Below are 21051 nucleotides of genomic sequence, written 5' to 3'. Positions count from 1 at the left end.
AAAGACGAAAGGCAATATGCTTTCCGTCTTTTTTCGTTCTAGCTTAAGCTTGCGAACTCTTCCACAAGCTCTTCAAACGTTTGTAACGCTTCGTCAATCGGTTTTGACGTCGTTAAATCCACACCTGTATTTTTTAATAAGTCTAATGGAAATTCTGAACTTCCGCTTTTTAGGAATTCAAGATAAGTCTTTAATGTTTCCTCATCGCCATTATAAATCTTCGTTGCTAATTGAATGGCTGAAGCATAACCTGTCGCATACTTATATACGTAAAATGGTCGATAAAAATGCGGAATTCTTGACCAACCATATTTCACCTCTTCATCTAACACAAGGCTTTCCCCATGATAATCTTTAAATAGCTGCTCATAAATGCCATTAAATACTTCTGTATTTAACGTTTTACCTTCTTCTGCTAATTGATGCGTTTTCCATTCGAATTCACTGAACATAACTTGTGTAAAGAAAGTGCCTTTAAACTGATCAATAAAATGATTAAGTAAATGTCGTTTGACGTCTTCATTGGTTTCGTGATCAAGTAAATATTTTATTAAAAGTACCTCATTTACAGTTGATGCCACTTCAGCGACGAAAATACTGTAGCCTGCCGTAATTTGCGGCTGATGCTGGGCACTCCATTTACTATGAACACCGTGGCCACATTCATGCGCAAGTGTAAACATACTATCAAGATCATCACGATGATTTAAAAGAATATAAGGGTGTACACCATATACGCCCATATTATAAGCACCCGAGCGCTTTCCTTTCGTTTCTCTTACATCAATATAACGATGTTCTTTAAACGATTGCAATGTAGAAATATACTCTTCCCCTAGTGGCGCTAACGCTTTACACATCGTCGCAAATGCCTCTTCATATGGAATCTGCATATCGACATCTTTCACAAGCTGGGCACTTAAATCATATTGTCTTAATTCATCTAACTGCAATAACTCTTTTCTTAATGCTGTATATTTGTGCATCGTTTGCAAATGGTCTCTTGTGGACTGAATTAGATTATGGTAAACCTCTTTCGGAACATTATCACCAAATAATGCTTTTTCTAATGCAGAAGGATACTGCCTTATTCTTGTGGTTGTAACATTATTCTTGATTGCTGCTGATAAAGTCGAGCCGATTGTATTTTTAAGTTGTACATAAGGCTTATAATACGCCTTATACGCTTCTTTCCGCTTTTCTCGATCATCACTTTCAATTAATTTCGCATACATTCCTCGTGTAAGTTCTACTTTTTCACCATTATCTTTTGTTACGAGTCCAAACTCAATATCAGCATTATTAATCATATTATATGTATTTGATGGTGCAGAAAGCGATTCACCGAGTTGTGATAATAAACTTTCTTGCTCAGTTGAGAGCACATGCGCTTTATAACGAAACGATTCGAGTAAGTCTTCTTCAAAATATTGCAGCCCTTCTTCTTCTTTAATATAAGCTTTTAATGTCGCTTCATCTAAGCTAAGTAAAAACGGCATAAAGAAAGAAGTTGCACTACTCACTTTTACACTTAGTTGTTTCGATTGATCTAATAAACTTTGAGCACGACTATCCCTTGTATCAACATCTGATTGTAACATCGCATAAGCATAGACTTTACCAAACAAATAAGATAAATCTTCCTGCTTCCTCAGAAATTGAAATAAACTTTGTCCATCGCTTATTTCCCCCTCGAACCCAGCTAACTCCTGCGCTAATGACTGAATGGAATCATAATCCTTTTGCCACTCAGACTCCTCACTATAAATATCAGTGACATTCCAAGTTTCTTCTACGGGAATCTCTTTTCGACTAGAATAGGCCGTCATAATTTTTAACACTCCTTAAATAGTTCATTTTTTTGCTCATATGCGTTATATTAACTAAATATATTCTATTTCGCCATTCTTAAACCTTTTTATAGTAATTAATAATGGAAAAAAGGAAAGGAGATCCAATCATGGCTATTACATTACCTCATATCGAGGATGCGAATCAAACTAATTATCTCCCACCTCAAGGTGAGATTCAACCGTTTGAATCTGAAGAAGAATACGAAACTAAGTTAAAAGAATGGAAGCTGCCTGCCAAGAAAGCGTTTTGGTTTAAACAAAAAACCCATCAACGCAAAGTAGAAATTGTCGGCTATCAAGCATACGGTGAAGAAGATGATCATTACACCATTGTAATCAAGTTCCAAGATGGAAAACTAAGTTGCATTCATCCCGCTTATTTAAAAGAAATGCAAGCGGGCAACTTTGGTAAAGAAGCTTTTGATGCTGCTGGACAACCGAACACCGCACAAATAGAAGAAAAACAGGCCGACGAAAAAACAAAAGAGCAAGCGCCAACACCGCCGAAAACCACAGCTACAAAAACAAAAACAAAGAAAAAAGAAGCAGCTAAAAAAATCCAACTTCCTGAAGATAAGGTGGCTTTCTCAGCAATTGTGAAGCAATTTGCGCTAAGCTATAATCATTTCACTGAGGACCATGATGAAGTCATTGTGCTCGATGAGGTTGTAATTCATCAAGACGATCCTTTACCTATTGGACTAGCTTGGTGCAGTCACTCTAAAACATTAAAAAAACAAGAATTAGCTATCGGAAACAAACTTTCCTTTAATGGCAAAATCGTCAAAAAGAAATTACCAAAAGCCCAAGACGATGTCGATGAAGAGCATAAAGTAGAAGAAGCAGTTCCTTATAAAATAAACAATCCTTCAAAAATTGAAAAACAATAACAAACAGAGTGAGGCCATTCCTCACTCTGTTTTGTTCTACTTTAAGATACGCAAGTAATCTTTCGTAACAAATGGGTACTGATTCGACAAATAGTTCCTCAGCCATCATTCATGTTTGTAGTTAAAATATATCTATTTAACTGCGAATACGTTTTTATCTATTTAGCTTGTTTAAAATGTCTTCCTGTTTTGAATCCTAACCTCTTTACACATCATCGAGTTTTGTGATAATAATCAAGTTTATTCAAGGTTTACGCAAAGAATGAGCGACCGTGACTTCCTCAATACAACTTTTAGAACTTCCTTTAGACAAAAAAAGCACCTCTACTAAAATATAGAGATGCTTTCGTATCGAATTAGAATTGAGCAGCAGCTTTAGCTACGTTTTGTAATCCTTCTTCAATAATATCTTGTGTACGATCTGGGTATTGGTTATGTCCTTCAATCACAACTTCTGAAGGAGAAGTAATGCCCCAAAGGCTGATAATTGTTTTTACTAAGTTAACTGCCATTTCGCCAGCAGCCATACCTTCTAGTGAATAATCAGAACCTCTAGCGTTTAAAAGCATCACTTTCTTGTCGCCAGCAAATCCTACTGGACCTTCAGCAGTATATTTAAACATTTTACCTGCTTGAGCTAAGTAAGAAACATAGCTGATCAATGGAGCTGGTACAGTTGAATTCCAAAGTGGGAATGCGAAAACGATTTTATCAGCATCAAAGAACTGATTTAAATACTTCTCAACTAACGCCGCACCCTTTTCTTCTGCAGCAGTTAATTCCAACCCTTGGTTCTTTTTAAAAGTACCATTGATTGCATCATTACCATAGTAAGGCATGTTTTCTTCAAAAAGATTCAATTCCGTAATATCATCTGATGGATTTGATTCTTTATATGATTGTAAAAATGCATGATACATTTTTACAGAAATTCCAGCTTCAACTGGACGATCACTTGCGTTTACAAATAGAACTTTTGCCATTATGTGAAGACCTCCGAATGTCGTAATAATTTATCCGAAATACACTAAAATGAAATATCTCGAACCAAAAGTAATTTTAGTATATTAATAGTATCTTGTCAATGGAATAAGTTCTCTTTAACTACACTTATGATATTTTTTAGGTCTAAAGGAATAATTGAAGTAAATCTCGAGCTGACTTTTCTGGATTTTTAGATTTACTAATTGCTGAGACAACAGAAACACCTGCTAACCCTCGATTTTTAAGCATTTTTATGTTTTCTAGTTGAATACCACCAATAGCGACAGCAGGAATATCAATCGCTGCAATGATTTCCTCGAGCATACCTGGTGCTAATAAATCAGCATCAGATTTAGAAATTGTCGGAAACACCGAACCTATTCCAACATAATTTGCTCCTTGTTCTTGAGCAAGTTTCGCTTCTTCTACATTAGATACAGAGATACCAACTACCATATCATCAGGAACAATCTTTCTAACGACAGCACATGGCAGATCATCTTGTCCCACATGCACACCTGCTGCACCTACCGCTAAAGCGATGTCTACTCTATCATTAATAATCAGTGGAATATCCAATGGCTTTAATATAGATTGTAATGTTTTCGCCTTTTCATAAAAGGGTTGACCATCCGCTGTCTTCTCTCTTAATTGAACGATGGTCACACCACCTTTTACACCACTTCGAACAATATCATATAATTCATTGTTTGCTATTTTATCATCTGTGACTAAATATAAACGGTAATCCATTAGTTTTGCCTCACTCCTTCTAGCCAAGTGGCTGCATTCATTGTACTAATCGTATCCATTAGCTTCACTCGAAATGAACCTAACCCTTCACCGGCATGTAAGCTCTTTGCTGCGATTTCCCCTGCTAGACTCATAGTAGCCATACCAATAACAGCCCCGTCAAACCAATTTTCTGAAACAGCAGCAGCAGTTGCTACTAATGAAGCTGTCATGCAGCCAGTTCCAGTTACCTTCGTCAAAAGGGAATCTCCATTATCAATCACAACGAATTGCCTACCATCTGTAATGACGTCTTCTTTCCCACTAATAACAATGAGACAGTTTAGAACTTCGGCTGCCTCCTTTGCAAGTGCTTCAGGTGCCATTTCAATTGCCCCTGCATCAACACCACGCGTTTTTGTATTCTTACCAATAAGAGCTGAAATTTCAGAAGCATTGCTACGAATAATGGACACTTTTATTGTGCTAATTAACTCCTTTGCCTTATTTGTGCGATAAGTGGTTGCACCAACACCCACTGGATCAAATATTACTGGAATCCCTTTTTGATTGGCTGTTTGTCCAGCTTTAATCATCGCCGCAAACATTGCATCATTAATAGTACCAAAATTAATTACGAGCCCATCTGCCATCATAGCCATTTCTTCTACTTCTAAGAGTTGGGTGGCCATAACAGGTGAACCGCCCATTGCTAGGGTCACATTGGCACAATCATTAATAGTTACTGTATTTGTTAAATGATGAATGAGTGGGGTTTGTTCTTGTAACTGCTGAAAGACTCTCTCAACTGCTTCACTTGAAATCGCCATTATCTTTCCTCCATCTTTGCTTTGTTGTATAACTCATAAAAATGATTTGTCGGACCATGCCCATGACCGAGTGCTAGGCTATGCTCAATCGCTATGGAAATATAATTTTTCGCAGACTGTATGGCCTCAATAAGTTCTTCCCCTTTTGCTAACCCGGCAGCAATGGCAGATGAGAGAGTGCAACCTGTACCATGGGTGTTTTTTGTCTCTACTCTTCTACCATTAAACCAGTTGAAACTTTGACCATCCCATAATAAGTCATTCGGTTCTCCTTCTAAATGTCCACCTTTTAATAAGACGGCTTTTGGCCCTAATTCATATAACTTTTTACAAGCTTGCTCCATGTCTTCAACCGTGCGAATCGTCATACCCGAAAGTACTTCAGCCTCAGGAATGTTTGGCGTAATTACAGTCGCAAGTGGTAACATCTTCGCTTTTAATGCCTCAATAGCTTGTTCCTTTAAAAGATGATGTCCACCTTTCGAAACCATAACAGGATCTAACACAATCACTTTTGGACTATAATGATTTAAACGGTCTGCGACGATTTTTACAGTCTCACTAGATGACAACATCCCGATTTTGACAGCATCAACTTGGATATCATCAAACACAGCTTCTATTTGGTCTTTTATAATATTGATTTCAATATCCTGTACCGATCGTACCTCTACTGTATTTTGAGCGGTAATCGCCGTAATGACAGACATGCCGAACACACCATTGGCGGAAAAAGTTTTAAGATCTGCTTGAATCCCAGCTCCTCCTCCTGAATCAGAACCTGCGATCGTTAATGCTGTTTTCATTGATGTAACCTCCAATAGCTTTATTCTTTATTAATACTCTTAATAAACCATATCCTAAAATTGCTCCAGTAAACGAGCTCACCATAAATGCTGGTAGAAATCCGAAAAGGGTGGCTTCTTGTCCTAAAAGTAATGTACTAATCGGATAAGTCGCTACTGCCCCTATCATTCCTGTTCCAACGACTTCACCTAGTGCTGAGAAGCCAATTTTTTTCGTTTTTTGATAAAGGAACCCTGCAAGTAATGCGCCAATCATACTCCCGGGGTAGGCAAAAACACTTCCTGTCCCCATCATATTTCTCAATGTAGATGAAAGAAACGCTTGACTAACGGCATACCATGGTCCAAGAAGTACAGCAGATAATACATTCGCCAAGTGCTGAATCGGAAAAATTTTCGCTATTCCAATCGGAATAAAAATGAGACTACTCGACACAGTAGTGATGGCTGCAATCGTTGCCGTCATCGTCATTTTTTGGATTTTATTCATAGACCTTTCCTCCTTTCGATAAAAATAAAAAAGCCGCTAGTTTGTATAAGCGGCTTTGGTCATCATGATATGTATGACGTCACTCGCTTCCCTACGCTAGTATTAACTAGATCAGGTTCAAAGGGTTCATCTCAGCCAAGTATTTGGCACCCCTAGCATTTATTCATATATAAAAAAAATCCTCTACTTCCAAAAGGAAGCGAGGACGACTACATCGACACACTTCCCTCCACTGGTACAAACCAGATCAGGTTCAAAGGGTTTTGAACGGCATTCAATCTCAGCCTCTATGTGAAGGCACCCCCAGTGAAAACTTATAATATATGATGTCAATATAACATGAAATGATAGAAATGAAAATAAAAAACATGGGATAGAAACGATGTTGCGACATAAAACGTTATGATATGATATTTATATAACATTCGGGAGGACAGTCTATGGAAGATAAGAGTATTGTACTTATTGGGTTTATGGGGGTCGGAAAGACATCCATAGGAACGGAATTAGCAAAGAAATTACAGTGGGGTTTAATCGACACGGATGAACGTATTGAACAACAGTTCAAGATGTCAACTTCAAAAATTTTCCTTGATCATGGTGAAGAAGTTTTTCGAAAAGCTGAAAGCGAGTTGATTGAACAACTATCTGCCGAAGAAAAACAGATTCTTTCATTAGGCGGCGGTGCCTTTTTAAACAGTAAGAACCGCGAAATATGTTTACAAAACAGTACCGTTGTCCTTATCGAGCTCTCATGGGAAAAGTGGCTTGACCGATACCCATTGATTAAAGATACAAGACCGAAATTAAATGGTCTTTCTACTGATGAAATGTATCATCTATACAAAGAAAGACAAGCTCATTATCAACCATATCATCTAAAAATCAATGTTGACGGGAAAACAGCTGAAGAAGCTGCTGAATTGATTATTAGTGGGATAAGATAAAGCTAGTGATGATTATGGTTATGGTTCATTAGGATGTTTCTTCTACTATCTAAGTATTTCGCATTATCCTAAACGAATTTATGAAAGCCGGGCACTCCCTTGCTCGGCTTTCATTTGTGTTTGGTTCTTAATAAATTGCTAAATAACTCCTTTTTGCGGGGCGTTTATCTCTGGTTTTCTTTCCGAGGGACTTACTAAACCCTTTTGCGGGGCGCTCATCTCTGATTTTCTTTACGAGTGATTTGCTAATCCCTTTTGCGGGGCGCTCATCTCTGGTTTACCTTCTGAGGGACTTGCTAAACCCTTTTGCGGAGCGCTCATCTTTAGTTTCCCTTCTGAGGGACTTGCTAATCCCTTTTGCGGAGCGCTCATCTTTAGTTTCCTTTCTGAGGGACTTGCTAACCCTTTTTGCGGGGCGCTCATCTCTGGTTTTCTTTCCGAGGGACTTACTAACCCCTTTTGCGGAGCGCTCATCTTTAGTTTCCTTTCTGAGGGACTTGCTAAACCCTTTTGCGGGGCGCTCATCTCTGGTTTTCTTTCTGAGGGATCTGCTAAACCCTTTTGCGAGGCGCTCATCTTTAGTTTCCTTTCTGAGGGACTTGCTAAACCCTTTTGCGAGGCGCTCATCTCTGTTTCTCCTTCCGAGTGACTTACTAATCCCTTTTGCGGGGCGCTCATCTCTGGTTTCTTTCCTGAGTGACTCGCTAAACCCTTTTGCGGGGCGCTCATCTCTGATTCTCCTTTTGAGTGACTTGCTAAACCCTTTTGCGGGGCGCTCATTTCTGGTTTTCTTTCTGAGTGACTTGCTAAACCCTTTTGCGAGGCGCTCATTTCTGGTTTTCTTTCTGAGTGACTTACTAATCCCTTTTGCGGGGCGCTCATCTCTGTTTGTCCTTCCGAGTGACTTGCTAAACCCTTTTGCGAGGCGCTCTTCTCTGATTCTCCTATTGAGTGACTTACTATCCCCTTTTTTGCGATGTCATATAAATTTTTTTGTGCACAAAGTCCTTTGTTCAACTTATAACTGCTTACTAGTAGATTGAACCCATCAGAATACCGATCAATCTATACGGTACTGTTACTTCACTTCATTACTAAATAATTCAACTATTTCTTCTTTTTTAAAACCCATTAATGATAATAAAAATAATTTCCACCACCATTAAGTGTATATTTCTCTTGTAAGAATCGTTGTATTGCGGAACTACTGATTGCTCCTCCACACCAATCATAAATCGCCGTCTTTGTTACTTTTTCTGATGGAAAAAGAATAATAAAGTCATTGATTGCTTCACTTAATGCATCATAAGATGAAATATTCCTCCTACATTTTGAGCAATGAAATTTGCGCAAACTCGCTCGCCTCATCTGCCCACTGCACTCTCGACAAACCACTCCTTTTACCAAATCCTCCGTACAATAATCGATTTTTCTAGCATAATTCTTTTCTTCTTTATGATGACTCAAAAAAGTGTGAACAATTTTTGTATGAAATGGAGAGTGTTGAATGTCTATTTGATTTAGTTCTCTTAATAATCGTGGAATTTGCGGTGGAAGAATAACATTTTGTTTCTTTGTACGGTCATATAACATAAACTCGGGATGAACAAAAACAAGTAGATAATCAAATGCAATGTTTAATTCGTGCTTAGTAAGGAATTGGTGTAGGAGGGTTTCATTTCTTTGGATTTGTAGATGGGGATTTTTAATTTCCTTGTTTGTTGGTGAATACCATTTAGTGTCCTGAACCAAAAAATCACCACTATAATTTTTCACTTCGAAAGCAATGAGTTTGTGAGGGGTTAAACAGAGTGCATCAATTTGGAAGGATGTATGATTAATTTCTAGCAATACATCATAAAGAATGGGGAATTTTGGTGAAAGTTGCTGCAAATCATCTCGCCATTTACTTTCTCCTTCATATCCTTTTTCTAACATTTTGAGATATTGTTCATTCTCAGGGGACAATTTTGATCTAAGATGGAGCACGCGTAATAATCGGAGTTGATAAGAGGGTTTGAGTGGTTTTAGGTCTGGCAAATTCCTTCATCCTTTCTTTTTACACTATTATAACGAATTTTCCACATGAAAAAAATACCAATTTGTATAACTTCTCTAATAGAAAGTACAAATTTGCTTGTTAAAAAGTGTAAAACCCTTTTGTGATTTTAATATATGCAGTCATTCCATTTTCTCACTAAGTCCATCACTTCGTCTTTATTCTTTCAGTTTTTGTCCACTTTTACTGCTATCCACATTTCTAGCCTAACCCTTTTAAAAAACCACTTACCATCAATGGCAAGTGGTTCTTTCTCTTCTATTAAATTGCTGTCGTAACAGCTTTTTCTTCGTCTACCTTCACAATCCAACCAAATTTATCTTCTACTTTTCCTTTTTGGATTCCTGTTAGCGTTTCGTAAAGTTTGCCGGCAATTTCACCTGTTTGTCCGCCACCAATGGTCAGTTTTTCGTTATTCCAGAATAGTTCTCCGACAGGTGAAATGACCGCTGCAGTACCCGTTCCGAATGCTTCTTCTAGCGTGCCATTTTTTTGTGCTTCATAGATCTCATCGATTGAGATACGACGCTCAGATAAAGGAATACCCCAGTCTTTAATGAGTTCAATAACAGAGTTTCTTGTAACGCCTTCTAAAATGCTTCCGTTCAATTCAGGTGTAACGACTTCACCGTTAATTTTAAAGAAAATATTCATGCTTCCTACTTCTTCCACATATTTATTTTCCTTGCCATCTAACCAAAGTACTTGTGAATATCCTTCCTGTTCTGCTACTTCTTGAGCTTTTAGGCTAGCAGCATAGTTTCCTCCTGTTTTGGCATTACCCGTTCCACCTTTGACTGCACGAACATATTCGCTTTGGACAGCAATTTTCACTGGGTTAATTCCTTCTTTATAATAGGCACCGACTGGTGACATGATAATAATAAATTTGTATTGATGTGATGGAGCAACGCCTAAATAAGGTTCTGTAGAAATAATAAATGGACGAATATATAGAGATGTTCCTTCTACATTTGGAACCCAATCACGATCAACTGCAATTAATTGTCTTAATGCTTGAACAGCAAGTTCTTCGTCAATTGGCGGAATACAGAGTCTGTTGTTCGATTTGTTCAGTCTCTCCATATTTTTATATGGTCTGAACATGAGCACTTCCTGATCTTCAGATAAATATGCCTTTAATCCTTCGAAAACACTTTGGCCATAATGAAATACCATTGCAGACGGGTCAATTTGTAATGGCTCATAAGGGACAATACGTCCATCATGCCACCCCTTGTCTGCATGATAGTCCATTACAAACATATGATCTGTAAAATTCCTACCGAAAATCAACTGATCAAATGCCGGTTTCTCTTTTTTGGTTGCACGTCTTTGGATTTCAAACTGATAATCATTCATTTCTACTCTACTCCCTGTCTAAGATCAATTTAAAGTGCTGTTAAACATCTTTACTCTTTTTCTTGTGGTATTATGCACCATTGTAAACGAAATACTTTGATGATTAAACTACTACTTCGCAATTTATACGATATTAAGAATTTATTACTTTAATACTTAAAATCAATATAACATTTCCTTAATAAAGTACATTGATTGTTTAAAATATTATGAACCCTATTTTTAGTATTGTCAACACAGTTTCTGAAACTTTTCTATTATTCTTACAAATTTATAATCTCCCTATAAACACAGGATTTAACTAGCTTTTTATTGAAATGATTTGCATGAAATATTATGCAGAAAAAGGTTTGATTTTTTAGATAATTAGTCAAGAAATACAAAAATACTCGTGACCACCTGCTCGTCACGAGTATTCATTAATGAAACCAGCCTTTGTTTTTTGATTCTGTGATGGCTTCGATTCTGTTGGTTACTTCTAACTTCTCTAATATAGCTGAGATATAATTACGAACTGTACCAGCTTTAATCGTTAATATGGAGGCAATTTCTTTAGTGCTTTTTCCTTCTGCCATTAATTCAAGTACCGCTTTCTCACGTTCTGTTAAGGGATTTTCTTCTCGATAGACATCATCCATCAGTTCCGGGGCAAAAATTCTTTTGCCTGCCATAACACTACGAATCGAATCAGCTAACTCTTCACTTGGACTATCTTTTAATAAATAGCCCCGTACCCCTGCTTTTATCGCTCGTTGAAAATATCCAGATCTTGCAAAAGTGGTTAAAATAATGACCTTTATGCCACTGTTTTTAATTGCTTCAGCTGCTTCTAACCCTGTTTTTAAAGGCATTTCAATGTCCATAATACAAATATCGGGACTTTGTTCCTTCACTAATGTAACTGCCTCTTCTCCATTGGAGGCTTGACCAACGACTTGCATATCGTCCTCAAGGTTCAGTAAAGAACCGAGTGCGCCTAACATCATCCTTTGGTCTTCTGCAATGACAATTCGAATCATGCCAAATCTCCTCCTTCAACTTGTTTAACGACAAGTGGGACAATAATTGAAATTGTCGTGCCCTCATCACAACTGATGTCCAAATGACCATTGACAAATTCTAATCGTTCTTTCATGCCATTAATCCCATTACCATAGCTTTTTTTCTCACTATTTGTAATGCCTATTCCGTTATCCTTTACAGTAACGACTAATTCTTTATTTCGTTCTTCTATTACTACCGAACATTTTGTCGCTCGACTATGTTTGACTACATTTGTAACCGCTTCTTTTAAGCACATACTAATAATATTCTCTATAAAAATGGATGTGTAAGCTTCTTTTAAAGGTTCATTGATTTCCATATCCATTTGCGCTGCTTGTAATATTTCTTTAATACGAACGACTTCTTCCTGCAATCGTATTCCTCTCATTTGTGATACCATTTTCCGTACTTCATTCAAAGCTGTACGGGCTGTTTGCTGGACATCTTTTAATTCAACTTTTGCTTGTTCTGGGTCTTTTTGAATTAACTTTCTCGCCAGATCACTCTTTAATCCTATTAGTGAGAGTTTTTGTCCAAGTGTATCATGTAAGTCACGCGCAATTCTTTGACGCTCTTCTTGTTTAACAAGGTCGGCAATTCTTTGGTTCGCGTATTCTAATTGTTTCTCTAGCCTCTCTTGTTTTCTTTTATTATAGATATTAAATGGCAACAATATCATACTCACTAAAATAATAATCACAAATGGAATTTGACTTAAAAACATGTCACTTTTAACAACAATATTATAATTAATGGCTACAGTCGTTGAAACAATGTGAATGATATAAACAATAAAAAACGCCACTCTATTTCTTATATATCCATTATAATAAGCGATAAAAAAAGCAAAATACACATACTGATAAATAATTAACATTGTCATTGAAACTGCAATCAATAAAAGAGACCAGATATAAACTGGCCATTTATTAGATATAAAGGCAAAACGAAAAGTGATAAAAAAGACGACCGTTAATATAATACCAACAATAATCTCCCAAGTCGTTGAAGATTGAAAGATAAAATAAAATGGGAGAATCGTCAGGATAATCCATATGTATGGTGTCATCCCAGAGCTTTTCAATTTATATAAAAGTGGATATGACATTGTAAACCTCCGCTTCAATGTAGAAATAGAAAACTCCTTTGTTTCTTTCATACAAAGGAGTTTCTTAACAGTATTATAGCAGATTATTAAGATACCGGTACTTTTCGGTATTGTTTTACTGCACGGTAGCCGACAAATATTTTCTTCTCTTCATCCCAAAGCTTAAAGCGAAGAGATTCTAGGCTTGTTGCTAGTGAAATGGTCGGTACATTTTGTAATTGCTCACTGTTAGTATGTGCTTTCTCTAATTCGTAATTTGGGACTCTTGGAGCTAGATGGTGTACATGATGGTAACCAATATTTCCTGTCATCCATTGCAGTGGTTTTGGCAATTTGTAAAATGAACTGCCTTCAATTGCTGCACTCACATATTCCCATTCTTTATCTGGCTCAAAATAAGAATCTTCAAATGTATGCTGGACATAGAATAACCAAATACCAGCTGCACCAGAAATCAGGAAAATCGGGGTTTGAACAAGTAGGAATGCTTCCCAGCCGATGAGATAACACATGAAAGCATATAAAGCAACAATTCCTACATTGGTTAAATACGTATTTAATCTTTCTGGTAAACGAGCACCCTTTCGATTAAAACGATTTTTAAATAAAAATGTGTAAATCGGACCTAATCCAAACATAATGATTGGATTACGGTAAAGTCGATAACCAACCTTCGTTAAAAAAGAGGCATCCATATATTCTTTAACAGTCAATAACCATATATCTCCTGTCCCACGCTTGTCCAAGTTACTGCTTGTTGCATGATGAACGGAATGATCATGTGCCCAAGCGCTATATGGAAAAATCGTAATAATCCCAGCAATCGTTCCCACAATTTTATTCGCTTTGCGGCTTTTAAAGAATGAATTGTGACAGCAATCATGAAAGATGATAAATATACGTATTAAAAAGCCCGCCGCTAAAACAGATAAAGCTAATGTCAATAAATAATGAATGGAAAGTGAAAAATAAGCAAGTGTCCATAAACCAAAAAATGGTACCAGCGTATTGATTAATTGATATATACTTTTGTTACGATTCGCCTTTTCAAATGGCAGCATTTGTTTTCTCAATGTTTTCAAACGTTCTTTTGTCATATTGTAAGTTCCTTTCCTTCAATATAATTTAATAATAAAGACGTCTGAAAATACTGTGAAGACATAGGTGTCATCACGCAACCATGATAAATGTCATGTATCCATTAAGACCAACTACTAATATCAGCCTTCAAGCTCAATTATAAGGTCAAATAAAACTTTATAAATAAGTGAAAAAGCTTCGCCTATCTTCATATCTTCAGAAAATCCTTCAATATAATCCAACGTAAAGTTAATTTCCCATAAGCCATCTTTTTGATTAAACATGGGGCTGAGTCGTGCTTCATCACTTGTGAAGATTGACATAAAATAGGCTTTAATTTCTTTTTCCTTTTTCTTAGGCTGTTTTAAACCAATCAAGCAATCATAAGTACGGAATAAATCATCTACTTCAAAAGAAAGTGATTCAACATTTAGTTGATCGAACCATACGGATTCAACATAGACGAATTCATTGATATGTTGCTTAAAATAAGTGATCGGCTGCTCAAAAAATTCACTGGCCGATTCTGTCCCAAGGAAATTTTCTGTTTCTTTATCGCCTCTTTCAATATAACTATCAAAAAAGCGCTTTTTAGGGTCGAGGACGTTTTCCTCTTTTTCATCTATTAACTTCTGCTTTTTTGCGTAGTTTAATTCTTCATTAAATAATAATTCTCCATTTTCTTTTGCTTGTCTAATTCTTTCAACTAACTGTTCTTTAAACATTATTCGCACCTCTTTGTCTTTCATTGCAAGTTTTACTCCTTTACATTCTACACAACTCTCTATCATGCTTTCAACAATGGAAAATCACATATTGACGAACATCCACTATCAATGATTCCAATAACCGCCATCTCATCCTTTCAATCAGTTTAGGTTGCAACCTAGCATCATAAAATTTATCTTAAAATCTTTACTTCTTTCATATGTATAAAATAGGCTGCAATTGATTCATGAAGGTTCGTGAATGCATAAACTATAAATTAAAAATGTGGTGATGACTTTGCAAATACTTCCTTTTCAAAATTTAAAAGAGAAAAACTTAACATTTGAAGATGTCTTTGAGCGCATTCTTCACTTCATGTACATCCAACCGAGAGGAAATTATAAACTGATTGTTGGAACAGACTCTCAAGTACATCCTGCCCATACTTTATTTATCACTGGTATAGTGATTCAAAATGCAGGAAAAGGAGCGTGGGCTTGTATTAGAAAATGTTCCGTCCCACGAAAGATGCTTCATCTACATGAACGAATTTCTTTTGAAACTTCTTTAACTGAAGAAATTGTTGCATTATTTGATGAAGAGAAGAAAAACAAGATGATTGATATCGTCTTACCATTTATTTACCAAGGTGCAAGTTTTACGATGGAAGGCCATTTAGATATTGGTGCCGGCTCTCGTAATAAAACGAAGGAATATGTAGCTGAAATGGTCGCAAGGATGGAATCCATTGGTGTGGAAGCCAAAATAAAACCAGAGGCATATGTCGCCTCTAGTTATGCAAATAAATTCACAAAATAAATTACTGATGCAGTGAATACTGCTGTTCTGCTTTCTCTGCGACTGCATTCGTTAACTCGGTTGTAATTTCAGGAAGAGAGGTTTCTAAAATAGCATTCGCCATTTTTGCCATCATTCCTTCAGCTACAATCTCTAAAAAGCCCGTCATCACTACTTCTTTTTTAGAAGAATTTACACTTGAGAAAAAACCATTGCCCTTAAATTTCTCATTGATACCTGTTAAGTTAAATGTCACTTTATTAGGTGCCTGCCATCTAGTGATATCAACCTGTAGCTCTATCTTCTTTTTCATTAAGCCGACATCTACTTTAAACACCCAGATGGAGCTTTTTTCATTTAATATTTCATGCCTTATATATCCAGGAACAAGTGGTGCCCAATGGTTCATATCACTAACAAACTGCCATAGGTGTTCAATTGATACATTTACTTTTTTCTCATGATGAAAGCTTGCCATTATGCCTCTCTCCTTCATTCTCGTCTTAGATGCTACTGCCTTATTTCTATTCAAGCAGTAAGGGAAACATGCTAACGAAAACAAATTAGAAACTCTAGAGGTAAAAGCTGCTTGCTTACAATTGACATTGCTTCAGTTTAATAAAACCGATATACCTCATCATGTTCGCTCTTTTAAATGGCAGAAAAAAAGAGAATACATTCCTACCTTATATTCTATTAAAATCAATGGACGAAGTAGATAGTTTCGATATTAAATCTCTCACCTTTAAAGAATAGCGTGCAATCTTTATACAATTTCTAAAAAAAAAGATCATACTACGATTTACTTTGTCTATTAGAGCCATAACGCAGTCATAATTTAGGCTATCGTCTAATGGCTATACTACAGACGTCTGTAGCGCGATGATTAGCTTTAGATTGGGGGTGGTCAACCCACTAATTCACATTGTGTAGGTTGCTTCACATTCCCTTTATATCTCTAAAAAACTGGTTTGTTAAACATATCAGCCAATAATTTATATGACTTTAGACGATCGTCATAATCATGTGTTATTGTCACGATCATGACTTCATCTATGCCGTATTGGTCTGTAAGACTTAACAAATCTCTCTTGACCTTTTCCGGATTACCAATAATCATTCTTTCTTTCATCTTAGCTACTTTTTCTTGTTTTGCAATGAAATAGGGATGCTTAATTGCTTCCTCTACTGAAGGTACTTCTTGCTTCTCTCCATCATCTGATTGGAGATGCCATAATAATACTGAGGTAGCTATTTCCTCAGCCTTTTCATCTGTTTCAGCACAAATAACGGAGACGGTTAACATCATATTTTGTTGTTCGCTCTTGCGCTTCTCTTTAAAAAGATCAATCGCCTCTCTACCATTAGCTTCACTCATAAATTGTCCAAAACAGTAATGTAACCCTTTTTCGGCTGCTACACTAGCACTTTTATGGCTTGTTCCTAACATCCACACTTCAGGCTTTATTGGGGGAATGGGACTTGCCTTCACTTTACGAAAAAGATGGTCTTCTGGATGATGGTCATTTAAAAAAGCAAGTAGTGTATCAATAGACTGGGGCCACTCTTTGACAGCTTGCAAATAATTCCCTGCTAGTGCAATACTTGCTTCAGCAGATGCACCTGGTGCTCTTCCTATGCCGAGGTCTATACGTCCTGGAAAAAGTGTGCTTAACAAATGAAAGTTCTCTGCCACTTTAAAAGGTTTATAATTCGGTAGTAACAACGCACCCGAGCCAATCCTTATAGTTGACGTTTGTGATGCAATATAACTCATCATAATTTCAGGAGAGGAACTAGCGAGCCCAGGCAAGTCATGATGCTCTGCAATCCAATAGCGGTAATAGCCTAATTCATCCGCTGTTTTTGCTAACTGCAGTGAGGCCTCAAGTGCTTCTTTTGCCGTCTTGCCTTTGGCAATTGGTGATTGATCTAAAATACTCAGCTTCACATTATCCCTCCTGTTTACCTCTTATAGTAACGTCTTCTTCTACTCGGTTGATTCTTATGGCAATCATCGCAAATGTTAAAGGCATGATCCCAAGCTAAAGATTTTCCACAACGCTTACATGTTTTTTTCATATTTGCAATATCATCATCTAATCGTTCAAACACATGATTAGATATATCGTCCCTCACTCTTTCCCAATAGATGGCTTCAGTATGTTGACCTAATTTATAGAGAAATAGTAAATGAAGACCTATTGCTTTATATGAATACTCAAGGTCTTCAAGATTACGGTTTCTTAACCTTGGTTCAGGCAGCTCTTCATGATCAATGATACTGTACATCGCCTGCTCCCATTGCCGAATCAAGTCCGCTTCTTTTTTTGAAAAAGGTAGATGTAAGAAACTGTACAAATCTTTTAAAGGCATTCTCGCCTCAATCTCTGTCCCTCTAACCAGTTCATAAAGCTCCCTTTCTTCACTTAATGTTGCTTTCTTAGTTCCCTTTGGACTCTCAAATAAATCCCAGAGTTCAAAAAACTTCCCTAAATCACGATAATACGAAAGAAAGCGATCAAAAATGGCTGAAGTAGGTGCAATAGCAAAACTTTCAATCGGAGCATCTACTTGTGATAATAAACTACTCATTAACTTAATCCGGTCAAAAAAGGCCACTCTACCTACAGGGTAAATACCTTTTCTCCCCGCTCTCCCAGCAATCTGTTTCACTTCTTGAGAAGTCAGTGTGCGACGTTTCGTACCATCAAATTTCTCCGTTTCCAAAAAAACAATCCGTCGTATCGGTAAATTTAATCCCATTCCGATTGCGTCTGTTGAGACAATGACATCAGATTGACCAGCTGTAAAGCGATTAACCTGTTTCTTCCTCGTTTCAGGTGGCATACTGCCATATATCATACTCACTTGATGACCTTTTCTCTGTAACATAGACGCTGTTTCGAGTACCCTTTTACGTGAGAAACAAATCAGCGCGTCACCCTCTTTTACGTTTTTTAGAGTGAACTCTTCACTGTCTACTTCCAAAGGGGCTTCTCGTTTATATCTATGTATTTCAACATTGCTATCTCCAATTAATTGCAACAGCATAGCTTCGGCATTTTTACTCGCAATAATATGCACTTCTCTCGCATTTGCCTTTGTGATTGCCTTAAACCAAGCATAGCCACGGTCCTTATCACTAATCATTTGTGATTCATCTATAACAATGACATCATAATCATCTTTCTCATAAAACATTTCAACCGTACAAGCTAAATGTTTCGCACCTGAGGTTTCTCGTTCTTCTTCTCCAGTTTTTAAAGAACAAGGTGTTCCTTCATTGTTTAGCTTTTCATAGACTTCAAGTGCCAACAAACGTAATGGGGCTAAATATAACCCGGATGGGGCTGCTTTCATTTTCTCTAGCGCTTGGAACGTTTTCCCTGTATTTGTTTCACCAATATGAAGAACAAATTTCTGATAAATATTCTTTCGGTTCTCATAAGCAGAGCCAAAAATATCATTCAACATTTTTTGTTGTTGTTCTTCTTTTTGTCTCCGTTCCCGTTCTTCTTGTTTGCGCTTCATTTTTCTTTCTTTCACTTGTATTTCATATAAGCTTCGCTGCTCTTCTAAATCAAAATCCTCATTTGCTATCTTCAATAAATCTTTCACATAATCTTCCATGATTCGGCCTAGTGCATTTGGAATTAAATCTTCCCAATCAATTAGATCTAACAACTTCTCTCCAGTCAAACTATGCTGGAACAAAGATTGATACTTATCAATATGTTCTTGACCAAGTTGTAATAGAAGCGCTTGTTGTATAAGCGTATGTAAAGTTTCTCCTACCATTTGTTCGTATTCAAAATAGTATGTTTCATACTCAAAATACCATTTATTTTTTATCATCACTTTGTGGAGATTACCTGTAAACTCCTCAAAGAAATCTTCTACACGAGGGTAATCATCAACGACAAAAGCCCCCACTTCCACTAAAGGCTCTTCTAAGTAACGGGATTCCGTCTCATGATACTTCACTCGATTTGTTAAATCCGTTTTAAGCTTTAGAGCCAATTTGTGTCTTAAAGTTAAAAAGAGATTTTCACTGTTTTTTGACAACCATTGTTCTGCTTCTTCACATAGAAATTCTTGATAGGCGTACCTTTCTTGTTTGATCTGGCGTTCTTTTTCTTCTTGAAGATATCTTTCTCTTGCATAAGCATAACGCTTCGCCCACTTTTCAGGTTGATCTGCAAAAATCGAATGCAGCAAACTATTTACATTTAATGGACGAAACTCAATGACTTCTTTCCTAAATGCTTGATTTAACGTTTTCTTATTCATATCTTCAATAACATAGTTTTTTTTCTTTAAATATTCCTTCTTATGAAAACGAGAGAGTTTGTTTGTCGCTTTATTACTCCACACATTTTGCCAAACTTGTGCTAAAAACGGGGCTCGATCCTTTATATATTGTGAAAAACTTAACATTTGTTCATTTGCACCTAAATAATAATCTATATCTTCATAAATTTTCATTTTTGTATATTCAATCGCTTGACGATGGATATCCTCTAATTGCTTCATTCCTTTAACTCCTCTAACAAATACATATTATTCCTATTGTATACGAACTCTTGTCACTTCACTACCATAACATATCGCACTTCTACGAAAAAATAATTAGAAAATTTAAAAATAAATTGACAAACACGGATGGCGAGATTATAATTATTTCGAAATAAATTATTTTTAATTTGAGATTTATTAATCAAAGATATATAGGAGGAAATAAAATGGCTAAAACAAAGTGGACGTTAGACCCAGCTCATAGTAGTGTTGATTTTTCTGTTAAACATATGATGATTGCTAATGTAAAGGGATCATTTACAGCGTTTGATGCTGTTATTGAAGCTGATCCTAAAGATTTAACAACAGCGGATATTTCATTAACAATCGACTCAGCTAGTATTGATACCAAAAACGAAGATCGTGATAATCATTTAAAATCACAAGATTTCTTCGATGTTGAAACCTATCCAAAAATTAATTTTAAAGCAACGAATATTGTGAAAAATGGGGAAGATGAATATAGCGTGACAGGCGATCTGACGATTAAAGATACAACAAAACAAGAAACGCTTACAGTCGAATTTGAAGGAACGGGAATTGATCCATGGGGAAATACAAAAGCTGGATTTAACGTAACTGGATCAGTCAGCAGAAATGATTATGGCTTAACATGGAACTCTACATTAGAAACGGGTGGCGTTCTTGTCGGAGACAAAATCAAAATTAGTTTAGATGTTCAGGCTAGCAAGGGTGAGTAATTTTTATCCGAATCTTATTTAAAATAAAGACGATTACAAAACGCTTGGTGTCCAGCACCCAAGCGTTTTTGTAATGATAGA

General features: G+C 36.5%; 20 protein-coding genes and 2 riboswitches. Of the genes, 4 read left to right on the top strand and 16 right to left on the bottom strand.

The annotated features are described in order from the left end of the window. Window positions 1–38: 38 nt before the first annotated feature. A complete protein-coding gene (gene pepF, locus MKX29_RS20465) occupies window positions 39–1829 on the bottom strand; it encodes an oligoendopeptidase F (protein WP_341107405.1) in 1791 nt (596 codons plus the stop codon). Window positions 1830–1960: 131 nt separating this feature from the next. Between pepF and MKX29_RS20460 the strand changes: the two genes are divergently transcribed. Next, window positions 1961–2743, top strand: coding sequence for a hypothetical protein (locus MKX29_RS20460; protein ID WP_341107403.1), 783 nt, complete (start codon window positions 1961–1963; stop codon window positions 2741–2743). A 356-nt stretch (window positions 2744–3099) separates the two neighbouring features. Here the strand turns inward: MKX29_RS20460 and MKX29_RS20455 are convergent, their stop codons facing one another. The 5 genes from MKX29_RS20455 to thiW form a co-directional block, all read right to left on the bottom strand. Beyond that, window positions 3100–3726, bottom strand: coding sequence for an FMN-dependent NADH-azoreductase (locus MKX29_RS20455; protein WP_095373199.1), 627 nt, complete (start codon window positions 3724–3726; stop codon window positions 3100–3102). A gap of 145 nt (window positions 3727–3871) precedes the next feature. After that, window positions 3872–4480 carry a thiamine phosphate synthase gene (gene thiE / locus MKX29_RS20450; protein ID WP_341107400.1) on the bottom strand — a complete coding sequence of 203 codons (609 nt, stop codon included), beginning with the start codon at window positions 4478–4480 and terminating at the stop codon, window positions 3872–3874. Next, a complete protein-coding gene (gene thiM / locus MKX29_RS20445; protein ID WP_341107396.1) occupies window positions 4480–5289 on the bottom strand; it encodes a hydroxyethylthiazole kinase in 810 nt (269 codons plus the stop codon). The genes thiE and thiM overlap by 1 nt, the downstream gene beginning before the upstream one ends. Beyond that, the gene (thiD, locus tag MKX29_RS20440; protein ID WP_341107394.1) at window positions 5289–6095 is read right to left on the bottom strand and encodes a bifunctional hydroxymethylpyrimidine kinase/phosphomethylpyrimidine kinase; all 807 of its coding nucleotides are present in this window, start codon (window positions 6093–6095) and stop codon (window positions 5289–5291) included. The genes thiM and thiD overlap by 1 nt, the downstream gene beginning before the upstream one ends. Then, a complete protein-coding gene (gene thiW / locus MKX29_RS20435) occupies window positions 6064–6585 on the bottom strand; it encodes an energy coupling factor transporter S component ThiW (RefSeq protein WP_095373195.1) in 522 nt (173 codons plus the stop codon). The genes thiD and thiW overlap by 32 nt, the downstream gene beginning before the upstream one ends. Before the next feature lie 71 nt (window positions 6586–6656). Continuing rightward, window positions 6657–6749, bottom strand: a riboswitch (TPP riboswitch). Window positions 6750–6792: 43 nt separating this feature from the next. Further along, window positions 6793–6900, bottom strand: a riboswitch (TPP riboswitch). 125 nt (window positions 6901–7025) lie between these two features. On the opposite strand from thiW, the gene MKX29_RS20430 reads away from it, so the two are divergent. Further along, window positions 7026–7532: a shikimate kinase gene (locus tag MKX29_RS20430; protein ID WP_224936544.1), complete on the top strand. Its 507-nt coding sequence runs from the start codon at window positions 7026–7028 to the stop codon at window positions 7530–7532. A gap of 231 nt (window positions 7533–7763) precedes the next feature. On the opposite strand, the gene MKX29_RS20425 is transcribed toward MKX29_RS20430, so the two are convergent. The 7 genes from MKX29_RS20425 to MKX29_RS20395 form a co-directional block, all read right to left on the bottom strand. Beyond that, complete coding sequence (locus MKX29_RS20425; protein WP_341107391.1) at window positions 7764–8549, bottom strand: hypothetical protein; 786 nt, start codon at window positions 8547–8549, stop codon at window positions 7764–7766. Between the two features lie 114 nt (window positions 8550–8663). Continuing rightward, a complete protein-coding gene (locus MKX29_RS20420; protein WP_341107389.1) occupies window positions 8664–9572 on the bottom strand; it encodes a nuclease-related domain-containing protein in 909 nt (302 codons plus the stop codon). 280 nt (window positions 9573–9852) lie between these two features. Continuing rightward, window positions 9853–10953 (bottom strand): branched-chain amino acid aminotransferase, encoded by a 1101-nt coding sequence (locus MKX29_RS20415; protein ID WP_095373191.1) that lies wholly within the window; start codon window positions 10951–10953, stop codon window positions 9853–9855. Window positions 10954–11372: 419 nt separating this feature from the next. Next, on the bottom strand, window positions 11373–11972 hold the full coding sequence (locus tag MKX29_RS20410; protein WP_224936547.1) for a response regulator transcription factor: 600 nt from the start codon (window positions 11970–11972) through the stop codon (window positions 11373–11375). After that, window positions 11969–13105, bottom strand: coding sequence for a sensor histidine kinase (locus MKX29_RS20405; protein ID WP_251161653.1), 1137 nt, complete (start codon window positions 13103–13105; stop codon window positions 11969–11971). Before MKX29_RS20405 ends, MKX29_RS20410 begins: the two co-directional genes overlap by 4 nt. Window positions 13106–13191: 86 nt before the next feature. Beyond that, the gene (locus MKX29_RS20400) at window positions 13192–14202 is read right to left on the bottom strand and encodes a fatty acid desaturase (RefSeq protein ID WP_251161654.1); all 1011 of its coding nucleotides are present in this window, start codon (window positions 14200–14202) and stop codon (window positions 13192–13194) included. A 123-nt stretch (window positions 14203–14325) separates the two neighbouring features. Further along, a complete protein-coding gene (locus tag MKX29_RS20395; protein ID WP_224936550.1) occupies window positions 14326–14910 on the bottom strand; it encodes a branched-chain amino acid aminotransferase in 585 nt (194 codons plus the stop codon). A gap of 280 nt (window positions 14911–15190) precedes the next feature. On the opposite strand from MKX29_RS20395, the gene MKX29_RS20390 reads away from it, so the two are divergent. Beyond that, on the top strand, window positions 15191–15712 hold the full coding sequence (locus MKX29_RS20390; RefSeq protein WP_412728594.1) for a ribonuclease H-like YkuK family protein: 522 nt from the start codon (window positions 15191–15193) through the stop codon (window positions 15710–15712). A gap of 1 nt (window position 15713) precedes the next feature. On the opposite strand, the gene MKX29_RS20385 is transcribed toward MKX29_RS20390, so the two are convergent. The 3 genes from MKX29_RS20385 to MKX29_RS20375 all read right to left on the bottom strand — a co-directional run bounded on the left by MKX29_RS20385 (window position 15714) and on the right by MKX29_RS20375 (window position 20227). Next, window positions 15714–16169, bottom strand: coding sequence for a CoxG family protein (locus tag MKX29_RS20385; RefSeq protein ID WP_224936552.1), 456 nt, complete (start codon window positions 16167–16169; stop codon window positions 15714–15716). Between the two features lie 480 nt (window positions 16170–16649). Further along, the gene (locus MKX29_RS20380) at window positions 16650–17642 is read right to left on the bottom strand and encodes an LLM class flavin-dependent oxidoreductase (protein ID WP_341107381.1); all 993 of its coding nucleotides are present in this window, start codon (window positions 17640–17642) and stop codon (window positions 16650–16652) included. Window positions 17643–17656: 14 nt separating this feature from the next. After that, window positions 17657–20227: a DEAD/DEAH box helicase gene (locus MKX29_RS20375; RefSeq protein WP_341107379.1), complete on the bottom strand. Its 2571-nt coding sequence runs from the start codon at window positions 20225–20227 to the stop codon at window positions 17657–17659. Window positions 20228–20436: 209 nt separating this feature from the next. On the opposite strand from MKX29_RS20375, the gene MKX29_RS20370 reads away from it, so the two are divergent. Further along, entirely contained in the window at window positions 20437–20970 is a 534-nt protein-coding gene (locus MKX29_RS20370; RefSeq protein WP_341107377.1) for a YceI family protein, read from the top strand. Window positions 20971–21051 lie beyond the last annotated feature (81 nt).

It is taken from the genome of Cytobacillus sp. FSL R7-0696, from assembly GCF_038006865.1.
Classification (GTDB): Bacteria; Bacillota; Bacilli; order Bacillales; family Cytobacillaceae; genus Cytobacillus; species Cytobacillus kochii.
The sequence above is the reverse complement of the archived record's forward strand: the minus strand, read 5'-3'. Positions and strand labels throughout refer to the sequence as shown.

Coding starts and splice junctions, on each gene's coding strand:
- pepF (WP_341107405.1), bottom strand. CDS start 1,829: ATGACGGCCTATTCTAGTCGAAAAGAGATTCCCGTAGAAGAAACTTGG.
- MKX29_RS20460 (WP_341107403.1), top strand. CDS start 1,961: ATGGCTATTACATTACCTCATATCGAGGATGCGAATCAAACTAATTAT.
- MKX29_RS20455 (WP_095373199.1), bottom strand. CDS start 3,726: ATGGCAAAAGTTCTATTTGTAAACGCAAGTGATCGTCCAGTTGAAGCT.
- thiE (WP_341107400.1), bottom strand. CDS start 4,480: ATGGATTACCGTTTATATTTAGTCACAGATGATAAAATAGCAAACAAT.
- thiM (WP_341107396.1), bottom strand. CDS start 5,289: ATGGCGATTTCAAGTGAAGCAGTTGAGAGAGTCTTTCAGCAGTTACAA.
- thiD (WP_341107394.1), bottom strand. CDS start 6,095: ATGAAAACAGCATTAACGATCGCAGGTTCTGATTCAGGAGGAGGAGCT.
- thiW (WP_095373195.1), bottom strand. CDS start 6,585: ATGAATAAAATCCAAAAAATGACGATGACGGCAACGATTGCAGCCATC.
- MKX29_RS20430 (WP_224936544.1), top strand. CDS start 7,026: ATGGAAGATAAGAGTATTGTACTTATTGGGTTTATGGGGGTCGGAAAG.
- MKX29_RS20415 (WP_095373191.1), bottom strand. CDS start 10,953: ATGAATGATTATCAGTTTGAAATCCAAAGACGTGCAACCAAAAAAGAG.
- MKX29_RS20410 (WP_224936547.1), bottom strand. CDS start 11,972: ATGATTCGAATTGTCATTGCAGAAGACCAAAGGATGATGTTAGGCGCA.
- MKX29_RS20405 (WP_251161653.1), bottom strand. CDS start 13,105: ATGTCATATCCACTTTTATATAAATTGAAAAGCTCTGGGATGACACCA.
- MKX29_RS20400 (WP_251161654.1), bottom strand. CDS start 14,202: ATGACAAAAGAACGTTTGAAAACATTGAGAAAACAAATGCTGCCATTT.
- MKX29_RS20395 (WP_224936550.1), bottom strand. CDS start 14,910: ATGTTTAAAGAACAGTTAGTTGAAAGAATTAGACAAGCAAAAGAAAAT.
- MKX29_RS20385 (WP_224936552.1), bottom strand. CDS start 16,169: ATGGCAAGCTTTCATCATGAGAAAAAAGTAAATGTATCAATTGAACAC.
- MKX29_RS20375 (WP_341107379.1), bottom strand. CDS start 20,227: ATGAAGCAATTAGAGGATATCCATCGTCAAGCGATTGAATATACAAAA.
- MKX29_RS20370 (WP_341107377.1), top strand. CDS start 20,437: ATGGCTAAAACAAAGTGGACGTTAGACCCAGCTCATAGTAGTGTTGAT.